The organism is Thermodesulfobacteriota bacterium, assembly GCA_035325995.1.
GTDB lineage: Bacteria > Desulfobacterota_D > UBA1144 > Nemesobacterales > UBA2774 > JADLGH01.
Genome location: DAOKYU010000004.1, coordinates 98,854 through 121,697, shown reverse-complemented (window position 1 = coordinate 121,697; position 22,844 = coordinate 98,854). Strand labels below are relative to the sequence as shown.

Below are 22,844 nucleotides of genomic sequence, written 5' to 3'. Positions count from 1 at the left end.
TAAAATTCACGACGGCTCTATATGCAAAGAACAGTTCTGCCCCGTAATACAGGCTTATTTCCCAATCGATGCGGATACATTAATCGGGGCGAGTGGTGGATTTCCTATACTATCCTGAGGCCGTCGCCGGTGCCGGAAAAATAGACCGCGGCTTTATCTCCGGGCTCGGGATGCCTGTCGGCGAAGACTTTGAGGATCCCTTCTCCGGCCTCTTCGGGGAAGTCTTTATGGACGAGGCCCGTAAGCGAGACGCCGCCGTCGTACGCGCATCCGTACACTCCGTCCGTGCCGCCCATGATCTCGACGAGTGACCTGACGGCCGGGTCGCCCGCCTCGTAATTATTAAGCGTGCTCTCCGTAGATTCGTTCATGAGCCTCCCGAGCTTTACGAGGTCGCCCGCCTTCCACGCGGCCGCGCCGGATACGGCGCGTGACGATTCGGCGTAGAAATGCGAGGCCCTTCGCCTGAGCTCCTCGGGCAGCTTTCCGGATTTTTCGGCGAACACCTTCTCCGGAACGTGAGACAGCGTCGGCGCGGATCTGAGCCCTCCCATTATGCCGAGGAATCCCGCCGCATTCCTGCATTCCCCCGTGCGTGCCCTGAGCACGTCCGTGAGCGCGCCTGCGGGCATTCCGGAGTAGACGGTCATTATACGAAACGCATCTTCTCTTTCGGGCCCGGGATAGTGTACTGCGTTTCCGGTCGCCGTATCGGCGTAGAGGAGCGAGCCTTTCCTCCCGTGGGCGGCAATAGCCCTCCATGCAGGGCTTTCGAGGGATTTTGCGTATTCGTCGTCCATCTCCTTTGCGAGCCCGGCCGCGTCCTTCGGCGAAAGCCCTATGCCGTTCACCGCGCCGAGGGCTATGAGTAAAAGCATCGACTCAGCCGCGTGCCCGCCGGCCTCGACGGAAATCCGCGGCAGGCTGAGTACGCCCGTAAACCCCGTTTCGATTCCGTAGCGGTCCCTGAGCGTCCGGGCTGCCCAGACGGCGTATCTTCCCCAGTCTCCACGGGCGGGAGTCTTCAGGTTGCCGAGGGAAAATTCCGTTATGCCGGGATAATCGGTGCTGTAGAGCCTGACCCTGCCCTCGTCGTTCGGCATGAAGGCCAGGAGCGCCCAGTCGCCCGCGCTGAAGCCGAGCGCCGGGCCGCCCTCGGTCCCCGTGAGCCCGCCGATGATCGTCACGGGCAGCGGGCAGACGGCCATGCGGAGCCCTTCCGCGGGCAGCTCCTCTCTCATGCCGAGGTATGCGGTGAGTTTCTTTTTGCGGCCGGAAAGCAGATGTGTTTCTATGAACGTAATCTCCGGCCTCCCCGCCCCTAGTCGGCCAGGAGCGAGAAGCGCTGCATTTCGCTCTGGAGCTCGTAGAGGTTGTAGTAGATTCCCTTGTGTGAAATCAGGCTGGCGTGTGTTCCGGTCTCGGATATCTCGCCCTTGTGGAGGACGGTTATCCTGTCGGCGTGTCTCACGTTAGACAGCCTGTGGGCGATTATGAGCGTCGTCCGCTCGTGTTTGCCGTTCCGGAGCGCCTTCTGGATATTCCTTTCGATGCGGGCGTCGATACTCGAAGTCGCCTCGTCGAGGATGAGTATCCCGGCGTCCCTCGAAAGGGCGTGCCCGAGTGAGACGAGCTGTTTTTCCCCCGAGGATATCACGCCGCCGTTATTTTTTATCTCGTCTATTTCTATCGAGCGCGAGAACTCGTCCTGACCGTCACGGGAGAGCTTTTTCCCGAAGAGAAAGAGGTCCTGGAATACGGCGGTTATTTTGCTCCTCAGAAATTCGGGGTCGAAGTCTTTTATGTCCACGCCGTCAAGATATATGTGCCCCCTGTCGGGGTCGTAGAACCGGAGTATCAGGTTCACTATCGTGGTTTTCCCCGAGCCGGTGAGGCCGACGAGCGCAACTGTTTCGCCGGGCTCGATCGCGAACGAGATATCCTTCAGCACCCAGTCGGCCCCGTTATACGAGAACCAGACGTTTCTGAATTCGAGCCTGCCCTTAACCGGCCCCTCGATGACGCCGCCCGTGGGCTCCACCTCTTCGTGAGAGAGGTCGTAGAGATTCTCGGACGCCGCCGCAGCGGACTGGAAGATGTTGTACTTCTCCGCGAGCTCCATGATCGGCCTGAACAGCATCCTTACATAGTAAAGATATGCGATGAGCGCCCCGAGCGTGAGGTCGAGCGCGAGCACCTTGAGGCCGCCGTACCATATGATAAAGGCCACGGTGAAGACGCTCGTGAATTCTATGAACGGCCTGAACGTCGCGTAGACCCAGAGCTGGTCCATGTTCGCCTTGAAATTTTCCCTGTTCGTGTCCTTGAACCTTTCGAAGTTCTGCATCTCGCGGTTGTAGAGCTTTATGAGCACTATGCCGCGTACGCTCTCCTGGACGAATGCGTTAAGCTTGGCGATCGAGCGCCTGACGTCCCTGTAAACTGTCTTGAGCCTCATCCTGAAGAGCCCGGCGAAGAAGCAGAGGAAGACCGTGAAGAGCGCGACGAAGAGCGTGAGCTCTACGTTCATGTAAAACATGACCGCGAATACGCCTATGACGACGAGTATGTCCTTTACGAACTGGACGGCGACGGACGTGTACATTTCGTTTATGGCGTTGACGTCGCTCGTGACCCTCGTCGTCAGCCTGCCGACCGGGTTTTTGTCGAAGAACGCCTGCGGCAGCCGGAGTGTACGCTCGAAAACCCCCGTTCTTATCGTGTGCATTATCCTGTGGCCGGAATAGTTTAGAAGATAAGTGAACGCGGAGCTGAATACGAATATGCCGGTGAGGCACAAAAAGAGCACGGCGGCCAGTATGCCGACTTCCTTTATCTCGCCGCTCCTGAGTGTGAGTAGGTCGCTACGGCCGAGGCCCTTGAGCGCGCTGTAGCCGATGTAATACACCCCGCCGGCCTCCCTGAACGCACCGGGGTATCTGCGTATTATCCCGCCTACTTCGGCGCGGTCTCCGGCCGGGAGCTCTTCGGGTTTTATGACGAGGAATTTCTCGCCGCCCGCGATGCCGAGCTTTTCGAGGTCGCTCCTGTCCTCGTTTCCGAGGCCCGATGTATCGACGAGGTAGGAGTCAGCGCCGAGCTTGACGACGAGCGAGGGGTTAAGAGTAAGCAGCTTGTTTTTTAGCTCTTCCGCCCCGGGTTTTTTACCGGCTTCGCCCTCGAACGACGCAGCCCTCCAGGAAGGGTATATGTATTTATCGACGGCGACCTTGGCGATGTAGGGGACGGCGAGCTCGAGCGCCGCCGTCACGAGCATGAGGACGAGCGCGAGGAACATGTACTTCCTGTACGGGCCCGTGAATCCGTAAAGCCATTTTATAATCTTGAGGTCGTAAGTTTTCCTGCCCCGTCCGGGCTCTTCGACTTCCGTAACAGCCAATGCTTATTCTCCCGACCGCCTCGCTTATGTTCTGTGCTAAAAGACTTAAAGTATAACAAAAAGGACAGGGTGACCGGGCCTGAATCACTCCCGCACGCCCCCCGTTGTGCGGAATCCCGTGCTCCGGTTAGTATTATTCTATTTGCTTCCCCGGAAAAATCAAAAGGCCGGGGATTCGATATTTCGGGGTTATAAAATATACCGGCCCAGGAGGATACGAAGTGATAAAGCACATCGTAATGTGGAGACTGAAGGATTTCGCCGCGGGGGCGTCCAGGGAAGAGAATGCGAAGAAGTTAAAGGAATCGCTCGAAGATTTAAAGGACCGGGTAGAGGACATAAAGGCCCTCGAGGTCGGGATTAATTTTAACTCCTCGCCGGCTGCGTTCGACGTCGTCCTTTACTCGGAGTTTGAGGACAGGCGTGGGCTCGACGCGTACCAGAACCATCCGGAGCACCTCAAGATAGTGGATTTCGTAGGGGAGATCCGTACCGACAGGGCGGTCGTCGATTACGAGGACTGAGCGGGGGAGGCTTTCGCGAGCTCGCCCTTTCCCCTGACGTATTTGGTGCGCGAGGTCGAAAACGGGCCGAGCGAGAGGTCTGACGTCCTGCCTTCCCTGAAGGCATAGGAGCCGAGGACGCCTACCATCGCCGCGTTGTCGGTACAGTAAACGGGGGATGGTATGTAGACGCCCATCCCTTCTTCTCCGAACCTCTCCGAGGCAAGGGCGCGGAGCCTGGAATTGCACGCGACCCCGCCCGCCATGACGGCGCTTTTCACCCCTCGCGCCCTGGCCGCGAGGAGGGCCTTCTCGACGAGGGTTTCGGCTATCGCCTCCTGGTACCCGGCGCAAATGTCGCGGAGCTCCCGGTCGTCGGGAGAGGGATGCTCCCTCAGGTAATAGACCAGCGACGTCTTCAGCCCGCTGAAGCTGAAATCGAACGTCGAAGAGGATTTGAACGGCCTCGGGAATTTGACCGCTTCGGGGTTTCCTTCTTTTGCCAGCCTGTCTATCTGTACGCCGCCCGGGTATCCGAGGCCGAGGAGCTTCGCGGCCTTGTCGAACGCCTCGCCCGCCGCGTCGTCCCTCGTCTTCCCGAGTATCGTTAAGTGGGTATAGTCTTCAACGAAGTAAAGACTCGTGTGGCCTCCCGATACGACGAGCCCGACGAACGGGAACTCGACGTCGTGCTCTATGTGGACGGCGGCGAGGTGCGCTTCGAGGTGATTCACCCCTATGAGCGGCACGCCCAGGCCGTAGGCGAGCGCCTTGGCCGCCGAGAGCCCGACCATGAGAGCCCCGATGAGGCCGGGGCCGCTCGTGACGGTGACGCCGGTAATGCCGCTCTTCTCGACGCCGGCTTCCGTGAGCGCCTTCTTTATCACGGCGAGTATGAGCTCGACGTGCTTTCTCGACGCTATCTCGGGGACGACGCCGCCGTATTCCTTATGTATGTCGGCCTGAGAAGCGACGATATTGGACAGTACCCTGCGCCCGTCCGTGATGACGGCGGCGGACGTTTCGTCGCACGAGCTTTCGATCCCGAGGATTATCTCCGGCATGGGTTTATTTTACAGGACGGCCCGGCTTACACAATCCCTTCTCGATTGCGCTTTGGGGTGGTTACTCTTATACTAATCGCAAGGGCCCCTGCCCGGGGTAAGGTGCGTAAAGAATTAAAAGGGAGCTTTATCCGATGGGAATAAATACAAAACGGGAAAAAATACCGGGGCGCGACGCGATAACCCGGAGCCCGTTTCCGAATTCCAGGAAGATATACGTCAAGGGCAGGCTCCATCCCATAGAAGTCGCGATGCGCGAGATAGAGGTCGGGAGCTCGGCCCCCGGGTTCGGCGATAACGGTGCGCCGCAGCCGAACTCCTCCATTACCGTATACGACACGAGCGGCCCCTACACCGACCCGGCGAAGGAAATAGACGTCCACAAGGGGCTCGAACCCCTCAGAAGCTCCTGGATTATAGGACGCGGTGACGTCGAGGAGCTTCCGGAGTTTTCTTCCGGGTTCGCGCGCGCCTCGGCCGGGAAGTCGGGCGTTCTGGCGATCAAGTTCAGGAACGTGAGAAAACCGTTCCGTGCCAAACCCGGCGCGAACGTAACGCAGATGCACTACGCGCGGAAGGGGATAATCACCCCCGAGATGGAGTACATCGCCATACGCGAGAACCAGCGCATAGACGAGCTCAGGGGCAGCCTCGGAGAGCTCGCTAAATACCACCCCGGCGAGAGCTTCGGGGCGAGGATTCCCCGGACGCACATCACCCCCGAATTCGTAAGGGACGAGGTCGCGCAGGGAAGGGCCATAATCCCGTCCAACATCAACCACCCCGAATCAGAGCCGATGATAATCGGGAGGAATTTTCTCGTAAAGATAAACGCGAACATCGGGAACTCCGCCGTCACGTCGAGCATAGAGGAAGAGGTCGAAAAGGCCGTCTGGGCGTGCAGGTGGGGGGCCGATACGATAATGGACCTCTCGACGGGAAAGAACATACACGAGACGAGGGAGTGGATAATGCGAAACTCCCCTGTCCCCGTCGGCACCGTGCCTATTTACCAGGCGCTCGAAAAGGTCGACGGCAAGGCCGAGGAACTCACGTGGGAGATATTCCGCGATACGCTCATAGAGCAGGCCGAGCAGGGGGTCGATTATTTCACGATACACGCGGGCGTTCTGCTCGGATATATTCACCTGACGGCCGACAGGGTCACGGGCATAGTCTCGCGCGGCGGCTCTATAATGGCCAAGTGGTGTCTGGCCCATCATAAAGAGAGCTTCCTCTACACCAATTTCGAAGAGATATGCGAGATAATGAAGGCCTACGACATAGCCTTTTCTCTCGGGGACGGCCTCAGGCCGGGCTCCATCGCCGACGCCAACGACAGGGCGCAGTTCGCCGAGCTCAAGACGATAGGCGAGCTTACGGAAGTCGCCTGGAGGCACGACGTCCAGGTGATGATAGAAGGCCCCGGCCACGTCCCGATGCACATGATCAAGGAGAACATGGACAAGCAGCTCGAATGGTGCCGCGAGGCCCCGTTCTACACCCTCGGGCCCCTTACGACGGACATAGCGCCCGGATACGACCACATCACGTCCGCGATAGGAGCGGCGATGATAGGGTGGTACGGGACGGCCATGCTCTGCTACGTGACGCCGAAGGAGCACCTCGGCCTTCCCAACAGGACCGACGTCAAGGAAGGCGTCATCACTTATAAAATAGCCGCCCACGCCGCAGACCTCGCGAAGGGGCACCCTGCGGCGCAGGTGAGGGACAATGCGCTCAGCAAGGCGCGGTTCGAGTTCAGGTGGAACGACCAGTTCAACCTTTCGCTCGACCCCGACACGGCGAAGGAGTTCCACGACGAAACCCTTCCGGCCGAAGGGGCCAAGGTCGCGCACTTCTGCTCGATGTGCGGGCCGAAATTCTGCTCGATGAAGATAACGCAGGAAGTGAGGGACTACGCCAAGTCGAAGGGCCTCACCGAGTCTGACGCAGTGAAGACCGGCATGGAGCAGAAATCGAAGGAATTCGCGAGCTCCGGCCGAAAGATTTACGTCCCGGTCGGAGAGTAAAACCTTCCCCTAAAACCCGGGATCCGCTTTACGCTAGATACGTCTACGCCGGCGCGTTATCTGACGCGGGTTCTATCTGCCGCCGAAGAAGCCCCCGCCGGGGCCAAATCCGCCGCCTCCTAATCCGCCTCTGCCCGGTCCGCTGCCGCCGCCCCCGAATCCTCCGCTACCACCGCCGAATCCTCCACCCGGCCGTGACGGACGTGTCGGGCCTCTGCCGCCGCTTCCCGGCGTCCCCTGGGCCCGGCCAATGGACTGCGCCGCCCTGTCCGTGAGGGCGCAGGTGGTTCCGCTCTCGATTATCGCCTGCATGTATATAGTCCTTCCCCTGGTGGTGGACGGAAGTGTCGGGCTCAGCGTCGCCTGCCCGCCCGAATCGGCTGTTCCGGAAGCTATTATGCTCGCGCCCCTCAGGCGCAGTATCTGGCCGTTACATGCGCCGCCCCTTATAACCGTGAACCCGGTCGAAAGAAGGGAATAGGCGAATCTCACCCTGGCTCCCGGCGGCGCGCCGGTTACGGTGACGGTATTCCGCATCCCCGCCGTCCCGGGATTAAGGGTTCCGAGCACTGGGTTCCCCGGCTGCGGAGCGGGGGGAGCCGTGGGGACGGGTGTCGGGGTGGGCCCCGGCCCAGTTCTAGCGACTATTTTGAATATCTCGCCGTCCTTGTCGACGATATATATCTCGCCCCTGTCGTCCTCGCCGAATGAAGTTACGTTGTTTATGGTCTCGCCGGTTTGGGGCCTCAGCTCGGCCGTGCGCTCGGTGAGCTGCGCAGCGCCGCCGCCGCTCCGCTTGAAGGACCATATCCTGCCGGTACAGTAATCGGCGTAAAAATACGTGCCGTCGAGCTCGGGTATGTCGGCGCCCCTGTATACGTACCCGCCCGTTATGGAGCAGTTGCCGCCGGAGTGGGCGTAGTCGTGAAGGGGTATCGTCAGCCCGGGGGAGTTGCACGTGCATCCCGAGAGACCCGTACAGGCCTTGCCCTCCATGCAGCGCCAGCCGTAGTTTTCCCCGCCCTGGCTGTCGCCCGGCTGCCAGCTCACCTCCTCGCGCGCACTTTCGCCGACGTCCGCTATGTAAAGGTCGCCGTTCAGCCTGTCGAAGCTGAACCTCCAGGGGTTTCTGAACCCGAGGGCCCATATGCTGCCCAGAAACGACGGATTATTGCTGAAGGGGTTTTCCGGCGCGTCCCTGAAGAGGGTGCCGTTCCCGACGTCCATCCTGAGTATTTTGCCGAAGACCTCGTTTCCGTCCTGGGCCCTGTTCCCGGGGTCGTTGCCCGAGCCGCCGTCGCCCACGCCGATGTAGAGGTAATCGTCGTTCGGGCTGAAGGCCATCATCCCGCCGTTGTGGTTACTGAAGGGCTGCGTGACGTTCATGAGGACGGTTTCGCTCGCGGCGTCGGCGACGTCGGGATTGCCGGAAACCCTGTAGCGGGCTATGACCGAGTTTCCGTCGTTGTCCGTGTAGTTGACGTAGAAATACCCGTTCGAGGAATAGTTCGGGTGGAACGCGAGGCCGAGGAGCCCCCTTTCGCCGCCGCTCGACGCCTTGGCCCCGATGTCGAGGAACGGCGCCGGAAGAACGGCGCCGTTCTTTATGATCCTGATGCGTCCGGTGTTCTGCTCCACCACGAAGAGGCGGGTGGTATCCCCGACGGGAGAAGCGAGATAGAGCGGGTCCACGAATCCGCCAGCGACTTTCACAGTCGTAAGCTCGACTGTGGGCGCAACGTCGATTGCAAGAAATGAAAAAGCCAGAAGAAGGAAATAAGCCCCGTATTTCACTATACCACCCTCCCCGGTCCGTCTCCGTTTCGAGGGCTTAGTAAGGCAGGATGAAAATTCGTCGTCCCTCTATTCGGCAGCCGGATTGCCGTGGGCCGGGAGGCCTTTAGGCTCAGGCTTTGCGCCCCGCCCTTTCTAGCGATTTGCCTTTTCGGATCAGGACTCTCTGTGTATATGCAAAGCATATCACCCGTCGTAGCCGCGGGCAACAGGCTTTAAAACCCCGCCGGCGGTTGTCATTACCGAATATTCGGTAATATTTCTTAGGGGTGTTTATATAACCCGTCCCCGCGCGAAACTGCGGAATTTCGAGGAGGCGATTCCATGAGTGACAAAAAATTCAGGGCACTGGTCGTAGAAGAGGAGGAAGGCGGCAAGTTCACGAGGTCCATCAAGGAGCGGTCGGTAGGCGATCTTCCGGATGGGGAGGTGCTCATAAGGGTCCGGTATTCCTCGCTTAACTTTAAAGACGCCCTTTCGGCGACGGGCAACAAGGGTGTCACGAAGGGCTACCCGCATACCCCGGGTATAGATGCGGCGGGGGTCGTAGAGGAGAGCTCGTCTCCGCAGATAAAGCCCGGGGAGGAGGTTCTCGTAACGGGCTACGACCTCGGCGCGAATACCGACGGGGGGTACGGCGAGTACATACGCGTGCCGGCCGGGTGGGTGGTCGGCCTGCCGGAGGGGCTTTCCGCGAGGGAGAGCATGATATACGGCACGGCGGGGTTTACGGCCGCCCTGTCCGTCTACAAAATAGAGGAATACGGCGTCGTGCCGGACATGGGCGAAGTCCTCGTCACGGGGGCGACGGGCGGCGTCGGGAGCGTTGCGTGCGCGATACTGGCCAAGGCCGGCTACAGCGTGGTCGCGTCTACCGGCAAGACGGATCAGAAGGAATTTTTGACCGGGCTCGGCGTTAAGGAGATCATAAGCAGGGCGGATTCAGCGGACACATCCGGAAGGCCTCTTCTCAAGGGGAGGTGGGCCGGGGCCGTCGATACGGTGGGCGGCGAAATACTGGCGACCGCGATAAAATCCGCAAAGCAGCACGGCGTCGTGACCTGCTGCGGGAACGTGGCCTCGGGCGATCTCCCGATAAACGTTTACCCCTTTATCCTGAGGGGCGTTTCGCTCGTCGGCATAGATTCCGCTTATTGCCCGATGGACGCGAGAAGGAAGGTCTGGTCGAAGCTCGGGGGCGAGTGGAAAATAGACCTCGACGGCATAGCAACGGAGGTCACGCTCGACGGCCTCGACGAGCAGATAGAGCTCATTTTAAAAGGCGGCCAGAAGGGGAGGGTCGTCGTAAACCTTCAAGAATAACGACGAAATTCGGGCGGCCGCGCGAGCCGGGAGTTAAAATCGTTCCTGTATCGTGGATACGCCCGTTTCAATTTCCCATAAAATTCTCCGAACCGTTTCCGGCGTCGTACGGTACCCGAAAATGTCAATCCTGACAGGCTGTTACCTGAACATACGAGATGTCTTACGGGGCGCTTTGCCGGGTGTACCGGAGCGCTGTCTTTCCTCGGGGCAGTTTCCCGTGCGGTCCGTGCCGCATCGGAGTGCCCACAGAAAAAGAGGTGTCACCGGCCCTAATGTTTAAATTTTAAGATTGTTTGCTCAAGATTTAAGCACGATTCTATAGATTGCCTCCTGCAATGTCCCATAATCATTGACAATAATTCATTATGCAAACTGGTATGCAGTTTGCAAACATAGAGAGCTAATAAACGAGATTGATTACTGGCAGGAGGGTCTCGGACATGCTCGAATCATTTTACGTTTTGAAATCAGCCAGCTAATACAAAGGAGGATTGTCAATGATAAGGACCTGCTCGAAGTATAAATTCCCGGCGCTTGGCGCGTTGTTTTTATTGGCTTTGGTTGTGCTCTTTCCAGAGCTGACGTTCGCTCAGGAAGAGGCCTCCACCCTGGATACCGGGGACACGGCCTGGATATTGACCTCTTCGGCCCTGGTGTTGATGATGACCATACCGGGCCTGTTTTTGTTTTACGGCGGTCTTGTCAGATCCAAGAATGCGCTCGGAACTATAATGCAAAGCTTTTTCCTGGCCGCTCTTATAAGCATTCAGTGGGCGATTATCGGATATACGCTGGCTTTCGGGAGTGATGTCTCGTCCCTGGTCGGCGGCTTCGATTTCTTCGGCCTGAGCGGCGTCGGGCCGGAGCCGGCTGACGGGTCGACCATACCCCACAGCCTGTTCATGGTTTTCCAGATGACGTTCGCAATAATAACCGTCGCCCTTATCTCGGGGGCGTTCGCCGAACGCATGAAATTCAGCGCTTTTATTCTTTTTTCCCTTATATGGACGACATTGATCTACGATCCGCTGGCCCACTGGGTTTGGGGCGGTGGATGGATAGGCGCAATGGGCGCACTGGACTTCGCGGGCGGCACTGTCGTTCACATAAGCTCCGGTGCTGCGGCCCTCGCGGCGGCATTGCTGCTTGGAAGGCGAACCGGATACGGTAAGCTGCCAATGGCTCCTCATATTCTGCCCTTCAGCGTCATCGGTGCGGCCCTTCTGTGGGTAGGGTGGTTCGGGTTCAATGCCGGCAGCGCCCTCGGGGCGAACGGGCTCGCGGCCACGGCCTTCGTTACAACCCAGCTCGCCACGGCCGCTGCGGTCCTGGCATGGGTTTTTGTCGAATGGATGATGAGGGGTAAGCCCACTGTCCTCGGTGCGGCCACCGGTGCTGTCGCCGGCCTCGTCGCCATTACTCCTGCCGCTGGCTTCGTAAGCCCGATGGCCGCTATTATAATAGGCCTCGGCGGTGGCGTCCTGTGCCTCTTTGCGGTTAATCTTAAGCCAAAGCTCGGATATGACGACTCTCTCGACGTAGTCGGCGTACACGGCGTAGGCGGCACCTGGGGCGCTCTCGCAACAGGGCTGTTCGCCTCCACGGCGGTCAACCCGGACGGAGCGAACGGCCTTTTCTTCGGCAACCCCGAACAGCTCTGGATACAGTTTGTCGGCGTGGCTGTCACCTGGATATTCTCCTTCGTCGGAACCTCTATAATCCTTATGATCGTAAAGGCTATAGTAGGTCTCAGGCTTTCCCCGGACAAGGAAGAAGCCGGCCTCGATATCAGCGAGCATGGCGAAGAAGCCTACAGCGGCTTCCAGATGGCCCACGGCTACGGCACGCCTGAATATGGAATGAGCCTTAAAGATGAATAAACGATTCGGATAAAACCGGCGAGGCGGCGGGAGAGGCGAAACCCTCCCGCCGCTTTTTATCTTCTCATCCTCTTCTACATACAAACCACTTGAATAATTCCCCGCGGATTTATAAATTGTATTCATGCCCAGAATAACGCGGAATATCGTCATCCCGGACGACGAGATAAGCCTCGAATTCGTCCGCGCCTCGGGGCCGGGCGGGCAAAATGTCAACAAGGTTTCGACGGCGGTGCAGCTCCGTTTCGACGCCGCCGGCTCGGAAAGCCTTGAATCCGGGGTTAAGGAGCGCCTTCTCAAAATCGCCGGAAACAGGGCGACCGACGAGGGGATAATCATTATCGAGGCGAAAAGGTTCAGGAGCCAGGAGAAGAACCGCAGGGACGCAATCGACCGCCTGACCGAAATGGTAAGGAAGGCGGCCGTGAAGCCCACACCGAGGCGGAAAACGAGGCCTACTGCGGCGTCCAGGGAAAAGAGGCTTTCCCAAAAGAAGCGCCGCTCCGAGGTAAAGCGGCTCCGGAAGCCCGGCATTCCCGGCGCAGAATAGCCCAATCCCCCGCGCAAAAGGCCTTTCCGTCCGCTATACTCTTCGGTTTGGGGGCCGGAGAGCCCATTATCCTGTTATATTGATATGCGGCTAAAACAGTTTAGAATATTTGCCGGTTCGATTACACCATGAGCGAGCAGACATCTTCAGAGAAAACATGCAGGTGCGGACACACGAGGAATAATTCCTGGATAGTTCCCAAGCCGAGCTACTCGATCTTCGGGTGGATTCTGGTCGGGTGCGGCATAAGCCACCCGCCGACCGAGGTCAGGTACGCATGCGACAAGTGCGGCGAAGTCTTCGAAAGAATCACCAATAAAGAGCACCTCAAGCACCATATATACAGGTAAAGGCCGTATATTCGGTTGTTCCGGCATATATCTGTAATTCATTTACGGAGGCTGTCGTATGCGACGGGCGCTTGCGTCTTTAACCTTCATACCGGCACTATGCCTTTCGTTCTCTCTATCCATAGCGAGGGAGCTGCCCCTGTCCGAGGGCGAGCTCGCCCGGATAGGCGCCCTCATATACAAAAACGAGGCGGGCGGAAAGCCCGCGAACCTCACCGCGTGGAACGAAGGGGAGGAGTTCGCCTCTCTCGGCATAGGGCACTTCCTCTGGTATCCGGCGGGTGAGGAGTACCGCTTCGTCGAGACCTTTCCCGCGCTGATCGAGTATATGAAGTCAGAAGGCGCTTCGATTCCGAAGTGGCTTCGGGACCTTCGCCCCTTCGATCTTCCGTGGAAGTCGCGCTCTGAATTTTACAATGAATTCGAGTCGCCGAGGATGGTTTCCCTGAGGGAGTTTCTACTGGGCACGTTTGCGCTCCAGACGTCCTTCATAGCCGACAGGCTCGAAAAGAGCCTCCCTGCCATGCTGAAGGCCGCCCCGCCCGAGATGAGGGGTAACATAGAAAGGCAGTTCTACCGCGTCGCCGAGTCCGGCATGGGGATGTATGCCCTCATCGACTACGTCAATTTCAAGGGCGAGGGGGTCTCGGAGTCCGAAAGGTACGAGGGGCAGGGGTGGGGGCTCCTCCAGGTGCTCGCCAATATGAAAGGGGCCGGGACAGGCCCCGAGGCGCTCGAAGAATTCGCACGGTCGGCGGAGTTCGTCCTCGAAAGGCGGGTTAAGAATTCTCCCCCCGGGCGTAACGAGAAGAGGTGGCTTCCCGGCTGGCGGAACAGGATCGATACCTATACCGACGAGACGCTTTACTGATGCCTTACACCATTCCCGATTGAGCCCGCGATAATGTTACAATATCGGTACGCCCGCCCGGACGATTCATATGAAACGAACACTTGCGCTCGACGTCGGCTCGAAGACCATAGGTGTCGCGGTAAGCGACCTCCTCGGCATTACGGCCAACGGCGTGACCACGATAATGCGGAAGGATATCGAGCACGACACGGCCGAGCTCTCGAAGATAATCGCGGAGTACGAGCCCGGCGAGCTCCTCGTCGGCCTTCCGATGCGGGGCGACGGGGGAATGACACGTAGGGGAGAGGAGATAAAGAAGTTCGCCTCGACCGTCCTCGGGAGATTCGGAATCCCCGTAAATTTCTGGGACGAGAGCTATTCCACGAAGAACGCCGAGCGGTTCCTTATAGAAGCCGACGTCTCGCGGAAGAAGCGGAAAAAGGTGATCGACAAGATGGCGGCCGTGTATATACTTGCCGAGTATCTGGAATCGAAAAGACCCATAACACCGGAGGACGACTACTAATGGCTTACGCGGACGTAGACGGCGTCAGATTATATTACGAGGTCCACGGCGAGGGATACCCGGTCGTCCTAATAGGCGGCCTCGGGAGCCAGGCGCAGAGCTGGGCGACGCAGGTGCCGATATACTCGAAGCACTTCAAGGTGGTCGTATTCGACAACCGGGGCTCGGGGCTTTCGGACAAGCCCGCGCCGGGATACACGACGGCCGACATGGCGGACGACACGGCCGGGCTCATGGACGCGCTCGGCATCGAGCGTGCGCACGTCGTGGGGAAGTCGATGGGCGGCATGATAGGGCAGTGGCTCGCCATAAGGCATCCTCACAAGGTGAGCAGGCTCGTCATGGGATGCTCGGCTGCGTCCCGCGACGAGGTGGGGAACGTCATACTCGACATGGGGAGAGAGATAGCATCGAAGGTCGGCATGAAGGCCGTCTGGACGATGGCCCTTTACCTCGGCTACACGAGGGAATACATCGAGAAGAACATCTCCACGCTGAAAGCCACGATGGCCGCCGTTCCCGAGAGCCCGGACACGCTCCGTGGCTACATAGGCCAGAGCCAGGCGGTCGAAACGCACGACACGACGGAGCTCCTATCGGGCATAAACGCCCCGACGCTGGTGATGCTCGGGGAGACCGACCTTACGACCTCGCCGAAGAAGACGCGGGAGCTCGCATCTCTGATAAAAGGGGCGCTGCTTAAGACGTTCCCGGGCGTGGGGCACGGATTCTGGAGGGAAAGGCAGGAAGAGGTGGACGAGCTCGTGCTCGAATTCCTGGGGTCCGAATCAGTTTAGATTCCTCTTGTCGAGTATGCCGGAGCTTTTTCCGGCGGTGACCGAGACTATGTCGAGCCTCGTCTGGAGATCCTTTATTATTATCTCCGCCCTCTTCTCGATGCCCGGCTCTTCGAGGAGCATCTGCTTTTCGAATATATTCGAGAATATCAGCGTGCCGAGTGCGTCGGTGAGGCAGTCGAGCGGCAGCTTCGTGTTGACGTTGATCCTGTGGGCCTTCTCTTTTTCCCCGAGCGTGAAGTTCCACTTCGTGACGAGCTCTTCTATCCGCACCCGAAGGCTCTCTTCGTTAGGCCCGTGCGCGTTTTCGAGTATATCCACCCGCGCGAGCCTGTAGGGCTTGTCCTTTACTATCTCCGTTATCCTCACCCGCTTCAGGCCGTAGAGGACTATATTTATCTTCCCGTCGGAGCACGTCTCGGAGCTCACGATCCTTCCCATGCCGGCCACGTCGTAAATATCCGGATTCCCGTAGTAGTTCGACTGCCACCCAGGTTTTAAAAGCGCCATGCCTATGATCCTTTCGGATTTAATGACGTCGTTTACCATTTGTTTGTATCTTGGCTCGAAAACGTGGAGGGGAAGAAGGGTATTGGGAAAGAAGACGACCGTCGATAACGGGAACAATGGCACCATGCCCGAAAAATTCGAAAGATTGGAAACGTCCTTGAGATCAAGCGAAGATAAATCCATTTACCACCCATATACTGCCCTCAGGCTTTCTTAGAGTATAGCATACGGGGAAGGGTTTGGTCCGCGCCGGGGGCCGCGGCCTTGATCCCGGGGCTCCCCCGCGGTGGGCCGGGCTTTGAATCCATAAAGCGTCATTTGTTATCTAATCCGTTAAAAATAAATTGATGGAGATATCGAATGGGAAAAACGGTACAGATTACAGACGATAATTTCGACGACGAAGTGGTGAAGTCGGACGTGCCCGTACTTCTCGATTTCTGGGCCGAGTGGTGCCCTCCCTGCCGTGCTATCGCGCCCGTTCTGGATGAGATTGCCGGGGATTACGAGGGCAGGGTAAAGGTCGGAAAGCTGAACGTCGACGAGAACCCCTACACGGCGCAGGCCTTCGGGATCAGGAGCATACCGACGATGATACTATTTAAGAACGGCTCCCCCGACGACAAGATAATAGGGGCCCTTCCCAAGGGGCACATAACGGAAGTCATCGAAAACAGCCTGTCAAAGGATTAAGAACGCCCTTTCACGCCCGCCGCCGCGCCTGCGGGCCGTTTGAAGCGGGCAGGCCGTTCGGTTAGAATTCCCTTATGGCCAAAGTCCGTATAACGAAGGTTTATACGAAGACCGGGGACGAGGGGCTCACGTCGCTCATCGGCGGGGAGAGGGTGAGCAAGGCCTCGCCCAAGGTGGAGGCCTACGGCGACGTCGACGAGCTGAACGCCGTCCTCGGCATCGCGAGGACGATGGTTGCCGACGAGGGTATTTCGGAGACGCTTAAGGCCATACAGAACGACCTCTTCATCATAGGGGCCGAGCTCGCGAGCCCCCCCGGGTTCGAGGTCCCGCGCATAGGCGGGGACAGGATAGCGGAGCTCGAATCCTCCATAGACGGGCTCCTCGAAGAGTTAAAGCCTCTTAAGGAATTCATACTCCCGAGCGGGAGCGCGGGAGGGGCCTACCTTCACTTCGCGAGGACGGTATCCAGGCGGGCCGAGAGGAAGGTCGTAAGGCTCATGGAAGAGGAAGGGGTCGGGAAGAACGTCCTCATCTATCTTAACCGGCTCTCCGACCTTCTATTCGTAATGGCCCGGGCCGAAAACCAGCGGAGCGGCTACAGCGAGACGTTCGTGGAGTTCGGAAAGAAATGAGCCAGTCCCACGGGCCGGACCATCCCATAGTCAACCCTGAAATCGAACGATATATCGAATCATTGTCCCCCGGTGCGGACGGCGTCCGGAGGGAGATGGAAGAATACGCCCGCGAGAACGGCTTCCCCATAGTCGGCCCCTCGGTCGGAAGGCTCCTTTACCAGCTTACGCTCACATCCGGCGCGGAGGAGATTATAGAGCTCGGCTCGGGCTTCGGCTATTCCGCGTACTGGTTCGGAAAGGCGCTTTCCGTGCTCGGCCGCGGCCGTGTGATACTGACGGACGCCTCCCGGGATAACGCCGAAATGGCCGAGGGCTTCCTATCCCGCGCGGGTCTCATGGATAAAGTCGAAATAAGAGTAGGAGACGCGCTGGAAATATTCGACGGGGAGAAAGGCCCTTTCGACATCGTGTTCAACGACGTCGACAAGGAATGGTATCCGCCCCTCGTCGGAAAGGCGTACGCGAAACTCAGGAGGGGCGGGCTGTTTATAACGGATAACGTGCTATGGCACGGAAGGGTGCTGTCTCCCGAAGACGACTCGCCGGCCACCGAGGGCGTAAGGAAGTTTGCGAGGCTCCTTTTCGCCGAGGAAGGATTTTACAGCACCGTTCTCCCGATAAGGGACGGCGTGTCGATAAGCCTCAAGCTTTGACGCGGTTTAACGCCCCCAAGCATGAATGTAATATGCAAGTATCAATGTAATATAATGGATGTAATATAATAAGCAGAGCAGGCACATGAGCAAAGCCGTAAATCTTATGACGGACGAGCCGGAGTCGAGCAGGAGCTTAAGGGGAAGGCTCGACAGGAAGCTCGCCGAGCTTAAGGAATATCACAACAACAAGGCCAAGCGGAACAAGGCGCTTTCGGGAAGCCTCCTCGCCAAGAAACGGTCCGAGGTAATCGACAAGCTTATAAGGCAGGCGCTTTCGCAGCTCGGGTTCAACGACATTGCCAACGTGGCCGTGATCGCCCTCGGCGGGTACGGAAGGAACGAGCTCTGCCCGTATTCCGATATCGACCTAATGATCCTCTACAAGCCGCGGCACAAGACGCTGGCCAAGGAGATCACGGAGAAGCTGCTCTATCTCCTCTGGGACTTAAAGCTCGACGTCGGCCATTCGGTTAGGACGATAGACGAATGCATGGAGCTATCCGAGGACGAGGATACCACTATACTGACCTCTCTCCTGGATTCGAGGCACGTAGCCGGGGACGAGAGGCTCTACCTCGATTTGAACAAAAAGCTCTTTTCCGAGCTTCTCCCGTCCGTATCGCATAAATTCATTCAGCAGAAAATAGCGGAAAACGAAAGCAGGATAAACCGTTTCGGAAGGTCCGTATATCTCCTCGAACCCAACGTCAAGGAGGGCGAGGGCGGGCTCCGCGACATACACTACGCGCTCTGGATCGCGCAGGCCAAGTTCAAGGTCAAAACCTTCGCCGAGCTTCTCCCCAAAGGGATACTCATGGAGAACGAGATCAGGATCTTTGAGAAGAGCCTGAATTTTCTTCTCTTGGTAAGGTCCGAGCTTCACTACCTCGCGGGCCGTATGGAGGACAGGCTCGGCTTCGAGTTCCAGGAGAAGATAGCCAGATTCCTGGGGTTCAAGGACGCCGACCTCCCCGCCGTCGAGAGGTTCATGCGCATCTACTACCTTCGCGGAAACGAGCTCACCGAGCAGTCGAGAAGGCTCATCGAAAAGTGCGTTATGGACCAGAGGTCCGGAATAAGGGCGTCCAAAACCATACATCTCGACAGCGGCTTTATCATACAGAGCGGGGTTCTCTCGGTCTCGAACGTGAACATATTCACGGAAAACCCGGCAAACCTCATGAAGGCGTTCGAATACGCGAACAAGCACCAGGTGCGGATGAGCAACTATCTTTTAGACCTTATACGCGAGAACGTCAACATCGGCAAGATGGATGAGAAGATCAGGTCCAATCCGGAGCTGAACGCCTCTTTCCTCAGGATACTCAAGAAAGGAAAGAACGTGGCCGAAACTCTGATGGAAATGAACAGGCTCCGGTTCCTCGGCAACTACATCCCCGAATTCGGGAAGATAGTCTGCATGGTGCAGCACGACGCCTACCACGTCTACACCGTGGACGTCCATTCCATATTCATGGTCAGGGAGATCGAGAATCTCCTGAGTTACAGATACGAAAAAGAGCTTCCGCTCCTTACGAAGACGGCGGAGTCGCTCGTAAACAGGCACGTCCTTTACCTGGCCTGCCTCTTTCACGATATGGGGAAGGGTGAAGGAAAAGGGCACGCCGAAAAGGGAGCGGCGATGATCCCCAGGATAGCCAAGCGTATGGGGCTCAACGACGGGGAGAGAAAGCAGCTCGAATTTTTGGTGAAGAACCATCTTATAATGTCTCACTTCTCGCAGCGAAGGGACATACACGACTACAGTTTGATAGTGCGTTTCGCAAAGTCGGTGAAGACGCTCGAAACCCTCTCGCTCCTTTATCTCCTGACCTACGCCGACATCAAGTCCGTCGGGCCCGACGTCTGGACGAACTGGAAGGGGATGCTCCTGAAGGAGCTTTTCATAAGGACGGCGAAGGTTCTCGAAAGGGGGGTTCTCAAGGTCGAAGACCCGGTCGCAAGACAGGAGAGGATCATCGGAGAGGTCATCAAGATAACCGGCCCCAGGATATCGAGGAAGAAGGCGGGCGAGATATTAAAGGCCATGCCCGAGTCTTATTTCCTCGGATTTTCGGCCTACAAGATCGCCTATCACATCGGCCTGATAGACAAGTACAAGGGTGCGGTCGGCATGGACATCCTGTTCTTCCCCGAAGAGGATTACAACGAGTTTACGTTCTGGGGCTTCGACGAGCCGGGTATATTCTCGCGCCTCTGCGGTGTCATAAGGGCTTCGGGCTTTAACATACTCGGGGCGAGGATCACGACGAGGAGCGACGGCAGGATACTCGACGTCTTCTATTTGAACCGCCTCGGCTCGTCGCTCGGGGTAGACGACGAGGCATGGGCAAGGCTCAGGGACAACATGAGCCGCGTCCTCGCGAAGGAAATCGACGTCGGCGAGCTCGTCGCGAAGAGGAAGCTCGAAAAACCCCTCTACGGCAAGTCCATACCGCAGCAATACCCGTCGAGGGTTATGCTCGACAACGAATCCTCGGACGCGGCGACCGTGATCGACATTTACACGTACGACAGGTCCGGGCTCCTTTACGACATTACGAAGACCATAAGAGACCTCGGTCTCTCGATCGAATACGCAAAAATCTCGACGAAGGTCGACCAAGTCGTCGACGCGTTTTACGTCGTGGACATGAACGGCAAGAAAATAGCCGACCCCGAGAGGATCGCCGAGATAAAAGCGGCGCTCCTCGAATCCATAGATCCGGGCCAGGGCTGAATCCCCCAATGACGAACGGTAATATCATATGAGCGTTAAAGATGCCGGCGGCCCTCCGCCCGCGGAAATATATTCCGACTTTCTAATCATAGGCAGCGGCCTTGCCGGGCTCTACGCGGCCCTTTACGCGGCCGGCTTCGGGAGCGTGACGCTCCTCACGAAATCGACGGTCGAGGAAAGTAATTCTTACTGGGCCCAGGGTGGTATAGCCGCCGTCGTCGACCCGGACGACTCGGCCTGGTTTCACATAGAGGACACCATGCGCGCGGGAAGGGGGCTCAACAACCCGAAGGCCGTAGAGGTGCTGGTCAACGAAGGCCGCGAGCGCGTAATAGAGCTCATAGAAAAAGGCATGAAGTTTGATTCGTCCGAGACCGGGCTCGAGCTCGGCCTCGAAGGTGGCCACACGAAGAGGCGCGTTCTCCACGCGGGCGGGAGCTCGACGGGCAGGGAGATGGTGAAGTTCCTCATAGCCGCCGTCGAGAAGAACCCGTCGATAAAAAAATTCGAGAGCACGGGCGTCGTCGAGCTCCTATCAAACGGCATATCTTGCTCTGGCGCGCTGGCGTTGGGGAGCGGGTTCGAGCCGATACTGTTCCGCGCAAAATCGACGATACTTGCGACGGGCGGGGCCTCGGCGCTCTTCGAGCGGACGACGAACCCCGAGAGCTCTACGGGCGAGGGCATAGCGCTTGCCTTCAGGGCGGGGGCGGCGATCTCGGACATGGAGTTCCTCCAGTTCCACCCGACGGCGTTTTACAACGAGCATGGGGCGAGCTTTCTCATAACCGAGGCCCTCAGGGGCGAGGGGGCGCACCTCCTCGGATGCACGGGCGAGAGGTTCATGTACAGGTACAGCGACCTCGGCGAGCTCGCGCCGAGGGATATCGTATCCCGCGCCATATCCGTCGAAATAGAAAAATCCGGCAGGAGCTTCGTCTACCTCGACATGCGCCACCTGGATTCCGCCTACCTCAAATCCCGCTTCGCCAACATATACGAGGCCTGCCTCGCGGCGGGGGTGGACATGACCGAGAGCCTCGTGCCCGTGGCCCCGGCGGCGCATTACATGATAGGCGGGGTGAAGACCGGGCTTATGGGCGAGACGAATATTAAAGGCCTTTTCGCCTGCGGCGAGGTCGCATCGACCGGCGTCCACGGGGCGAACCGTCTCGCCAGCAACTCCCTTCTCGAATGCGTCGTGTTCGGAAAGCGCGCCGTCGACGGGGCGGTCGATTACGACGGCGCGGGGTTCGATCCTTCGTCGAGGCCGCGCGGCCCTGTGGAGCATGACCCGGCCGAGGCCGAAAAGAAAATCTTCGGGGAGCTGAAAGCATCGACGGCACGGATAATGAACAGGAGCGTCGGAATCGTAAGGAGCGGGGAGGGGCTCACGGCGGCAGGGCGCGAGCTCGCCGGGATTACGCCCCTTCTTGAGAAGCTCTCAGGTTATTATAAACTCAAGATGGAAATGATACTCGAGGTGTGCGGCTTCATAACCGCTTTTTCTCTCATGAGAGAAGAGTCCCGCGGGGTTCACATCAGGGAAGACTTCCCCGAAGAGGACCCTTCGTGGAGAAAGCACATAGTGATTAGAAAGGGTGGTGAGCCCGCGCTCGTACCGGTAGAAGAGTAAGGAGACCGCGGAAGAAAAGATGAGGAAAGTAGAACTCGATTTTACACGTGTAGACAGGCTCATAGAATACGCGCTAAGGGAAGACATAGGCGACGGCGACGTCACGACGAACGCCCTCGCGCCGGAGAGCGAAGACTGCAAGGCCGTTATACGCGCCAAGGCGCGCGGCATAGTCGCGGGGCTTCCGATAGCGAAGAGGGTATTTCAGAAGCTCGACCATACTGTCGTATGCGTCGATAACGTGAACGACGGCGACGAGATAAGGCCCGGCAACGTTCTTAGCGAGATAAACGGCTCGACGAGGGCGCTCCTCTCGGGGGAGCGGCTCGCGCTCAACATAATGCAGCGCCTATCGGGGGTGGCGACGCTGACGGCAAAGTACGTAAAGGCCGTCGAGGGGCTTCCCGTGAAGATACTCGACACGAGAAAAACCGTGCCCGGATTCAGGGTGCTCGACAAGTACGCGGTCGCCGTCGGCGGGGGATTCAACCACCGCTTCGGACTCTACGACGGGATTCTCATAAAGGACAACCACATAAAAATGGCCGGCGGTATCTCGAACGCCGTCCAGATAATGCGGAAGAAATACAAGAACAAGTTCAAGATAGAGGTCGAGGCTTCCAATCTCGAAGAGGTAAAGGAGGCCCTTATCTCCGGGGCAGACATAATAATGCTCGACAACATGGATACCGGGCAGATGGAAAAGGCGGTAAGGCTCATCGACGGGGCCGCACTGGTCGAGGCTTCGGGCAGGATTACGCTCAGGAATATAAGGGAAGTCGCCGAAACCGGGGTCAACTTCATCTCCGTCGGCGCCGTCACCCACTCCCCGCCGGCTTTAGATATAGGTCTCTATCTGGTATAATTTACATTTCCAGTGCATAAGAAGCTTGAG

The 22,844-nt window shown here is 58.0% G+C and carries 20 protein-coding genes and 1 riboswitch; of the genes, 15 read left to right on the top strand and 5 right to left on the bottom strand.

The genetic code is table 11. From position 1 onward, the window contains the following. Positions 1–104 precede the first annotated feature (104 nt). Both PKC29_07065 and PKC29_07060 read right to left on the bottom strand, forming a co-directional pair. Entirely contained in the window at positions 105–1,241 is a 1,137-nt protein-coding gene (locus PKC29_07065; GenBank protein HML95175.1) for a hypothetical protein, read from the bottom strand. An 80-nt stretch (positions 1,242–1,321) separates the two neighbouring features. Continuing rightward, positions 1,322–3,400, bottom strand: coding sequence for an ABC transporter ATP-binding protein (locus tag PKC29_07060; protein HML95174.1), 2,079 nt, complete (start codon positions 3,398–3,400; stop codon positions 1,322–1,324). Between the two features lie 221 nt (positions 3,401–3,621). Here PKC29_07060 and PKC29_07055 point away from each other — a divergent pair, with 221 nt between their 5' ends. Beyond that, complete coding sequence (locus PKC29_07055) at positions 3,622–3,924, top strand: Dabb family protein (protein ID HML95173.1); 303 nt, start codon at positions 3,622–3,624, stop codon at positions 3,922–3,924. Here PKC29_07055 and tsaD read toward each other — a convergent pair. Next, positions 3,912–4,967: a tRNA (adenosine(37)-N6)-threonylcarbamoyltransferase complex transferase subunit TsaD gene (gene tsaD, locus PKC29_07050; protein ID HML95172.1), complete on the bottom strand. Its 1,056-nt coding sequence runs from the start codon at positions 4,965–4,967 to the stop codon at positions 3,912–3,914. The genes PKC29_07055 and tsaD overlap by 13 nt on opposite strands. A 134-nt stretch (positions 4,968–5,101) precedes the next feature. Here tsaD and thiC point away from each other — a divergent pair, with 134 nt between their 5' ends. Further along, positions 5,102–7,000, top strand: a complete 1,899-nt coding sequence (gene thiC, locus PKC29_07045) for a phosphomethylpyrimidine synthase ThiC (GenBank protein ID HML95171.1) — start codon at positions 5,102–5,104, stop codon at positions 6,998–7,000. Positions 7,001–7,072: 72 nt separating this feature from the next. Here thiC and PKC29_07040 read toward each other — a convergent pair whose 3' ends face one another. Then, positions 7,073–8,794 carry a PQQ-dependent sugar dehydrogenase gene (locus tag PKC29_07040; GenBank protein HML95170.1) on the bottom strand — a complete coding sequence of 574 codons (1,722 nt, stop codon included), beginning with the start codon at positions 8,792–8,794 and terminating at the stop codon, positions 7,073–7,075. 72 nt (positions 8,795–8,866) lie between these two features. After that, a riboswitch (cyclic di-GMP riboswitch) is annotated at positions 8,867–8,952 on the bottom strand. A 166-nt stretch (positions 8,953–9,118) separates the two neighbouring features. Here PKC29_07040 and PKC29_07035 point away from each other — a divergent pair. The 7 genes from PKC29_07035 to PKC29_07005 all read left to right on the top strand — a co-directional run bounded on the left by PKC29_07035 (position 9,119) and on the right by PKC29_07005 (position 15,076). Further along, entirely contained in the window at positions 9,119–10,117 is a 999-nt protein-coding gene (locus tag PKC29_07035; protein HML95169.1) for a YhdH/YhfP family quinone oxidoreductase, read from the top strand. Positions 10,118–10,617: 500 nt separating this feature from the next. Then, entirely contained in the window at positions 10,618–12,000 is a 1,383-nt protein-coding gene (locus PKC29_07030) for an ammonium transporter (GenBank protein HML95168.1), read from the top strand. 124 nt (positions 12,001–12,124) lie between these two features. Next, positions 12,125–12,550: an alternative ribosome rescue aminoacyl-tRNA hydrolase ArfB gene (gene arfB, locus PKC29_07025; protein HML95167.1), complete on the top strand. Its 426-nt coding sequence runs from the start codon at positions 12,125–12,127 to the stop codon at positions 12,548–12,550. A 128-nt stretch (positions 12,551–12,678) separates the two neighbouring features. Then, positions 12,679–12,900 (top strand): hypothetical protein, encoded by a 222-nt coding sequence (locus PKC29_07020; protein HML95166.1) that lies wholly within the window; start codon positions 12,679–12,681, stop codon positions 12,898–12,900. Between the two features lie 58 nt (positions 12,901–12,958). Then, positions 12,959–13,771, top strand: a complete 813-nt coding sequence (locus PKC29_07015; GenBank protein HML95165.1) for a hypothetical protein — start codon at positions 12,959–12,961, stop codon at positions 13,769–13,771. Between the two features lie 70 nt (positions 13,772–13,841). Continuing rightward, the gene (gene ruvX / locus PKC29_07010; GenBank protein HML95164.1) at positions 13,842–14,279 is read left to right on the top strand and encodes a Holliday junction resolvase RuvX; all 438 of its coding nucleotides are present in this window, start codon (positions 13,842–13,844) and stop codon (positions 14,277–14,279) included. Beyond that, positions 14,279–15,076, top strand: coding sequence for an alpha/beta fold hydrolase (locus PKC29_07005; protein HML95163.1), 798 nt, complete (start codon positions 14,279–14,281; stop codon positions 15,074–15,076). The genes ruvX and PKC29_07005 overlap by 1 nt, the downstream gene beginning before the upstream one ends. On the opposite strand, the gene PKC29_07000 is transcribed toward PKC29_07005, so the two are convergent. Beyond that, on the bottom strand, positions 15,068–15,769 hold the full coding sequence (locus tag PKC29_07000) for an LON peptidase substrate-binding domain-containing protein (GenBank protein ID HML95162.1): 702 nt from the start codon (positions 15,767–15,769) through the stop codon (positions 15,068–15,070). The genes PKC29_07005 and PKC29_07000 overlap by 9 nt on opposite strands. Positions 15,770–15,946: 177 nt before the next feature. On the opposite strand from PKC29_07000, the gene trxA reads away from it, so the two are divergent. The 6 genes from trxA to nadC all read left to right on the top strand — a co-directional run bounded on the left by trxA (position 15,947) and on the right by nadC (position 22,814). Next, a complete protein-coding gene (gene trxA / locus PKC29_06995) occupies positions 15,947–16,279 on the top strand; it encodes a thioredoxin (protein ID HML95161.1) in 333 nt (110 codons plus the stop codon). A gap of 74 nt (positions 16,280–16,353) precedes the next feature. Beyond that, entirely contained in the window at positions 16,354–16,914 is a 561-nt protein-coding gene (locus PKC29_06990) for a cob(I)yrinic acid a,c-diamide adenosyltransferase (protein ID HML95160.1), read from the top strand. Then, complete coding sequence (locus PKC29_06985) at positions 16,911–17,570, top strand: O-methyltransferase (protein ID HML95159.1); 660 nt, start codon at positions 16,911–16,913, stop codon at positions 17,568–17,570. The genes PKC29_06990 and PKC29_06985 overlap by 4 nt, the downstream gene beginning before the upstream one ends. An 85-nt stretch (positions 17,571–17,655) precedes the next feature. Then, positions 17,656–20,313 carry a [protein-PII] uridylyltransferase gene (gene glnD, locus PKC29_06980; protein HML95158.1) on the top strand — a complete coding sequence of 886 codons (2,658 nt, stop codon included), beginning with the start codon at positions 17,656–17,658 and terminating at the stop codon, positions 20,311–20,313. A 28-nt stretch (positions 20,314–20,341) separates the two neighbouring features. Further along, on the top strand, positions 20,342–21,949 hold the full coding sequence (gene nadB, locus PKC29_06975; protein HML95157.1) for an L-aspartate oxidase: 1,608 nt from the start codon (positions 20,342–20,344) through the stop codon (positions 21,947–21,949). Between the two features lie 19 nt (positions 21,950–21,968). Continuing rightward, positions 21,969–22,814: a carboxylating nicotinate-nucleotide diphosphorylase gene (gene nadC / locus PKC29_06970; GenBank protein HML95156.1), complete on the top strand. Its 846-nt coding sequence runs from the start codon at positions 21,969–21,971 to the stop codon at positions 22,812–22,814. The last annotated feature ends 30 nt before the right edge of the window (positions 22,815–22,844 follow it).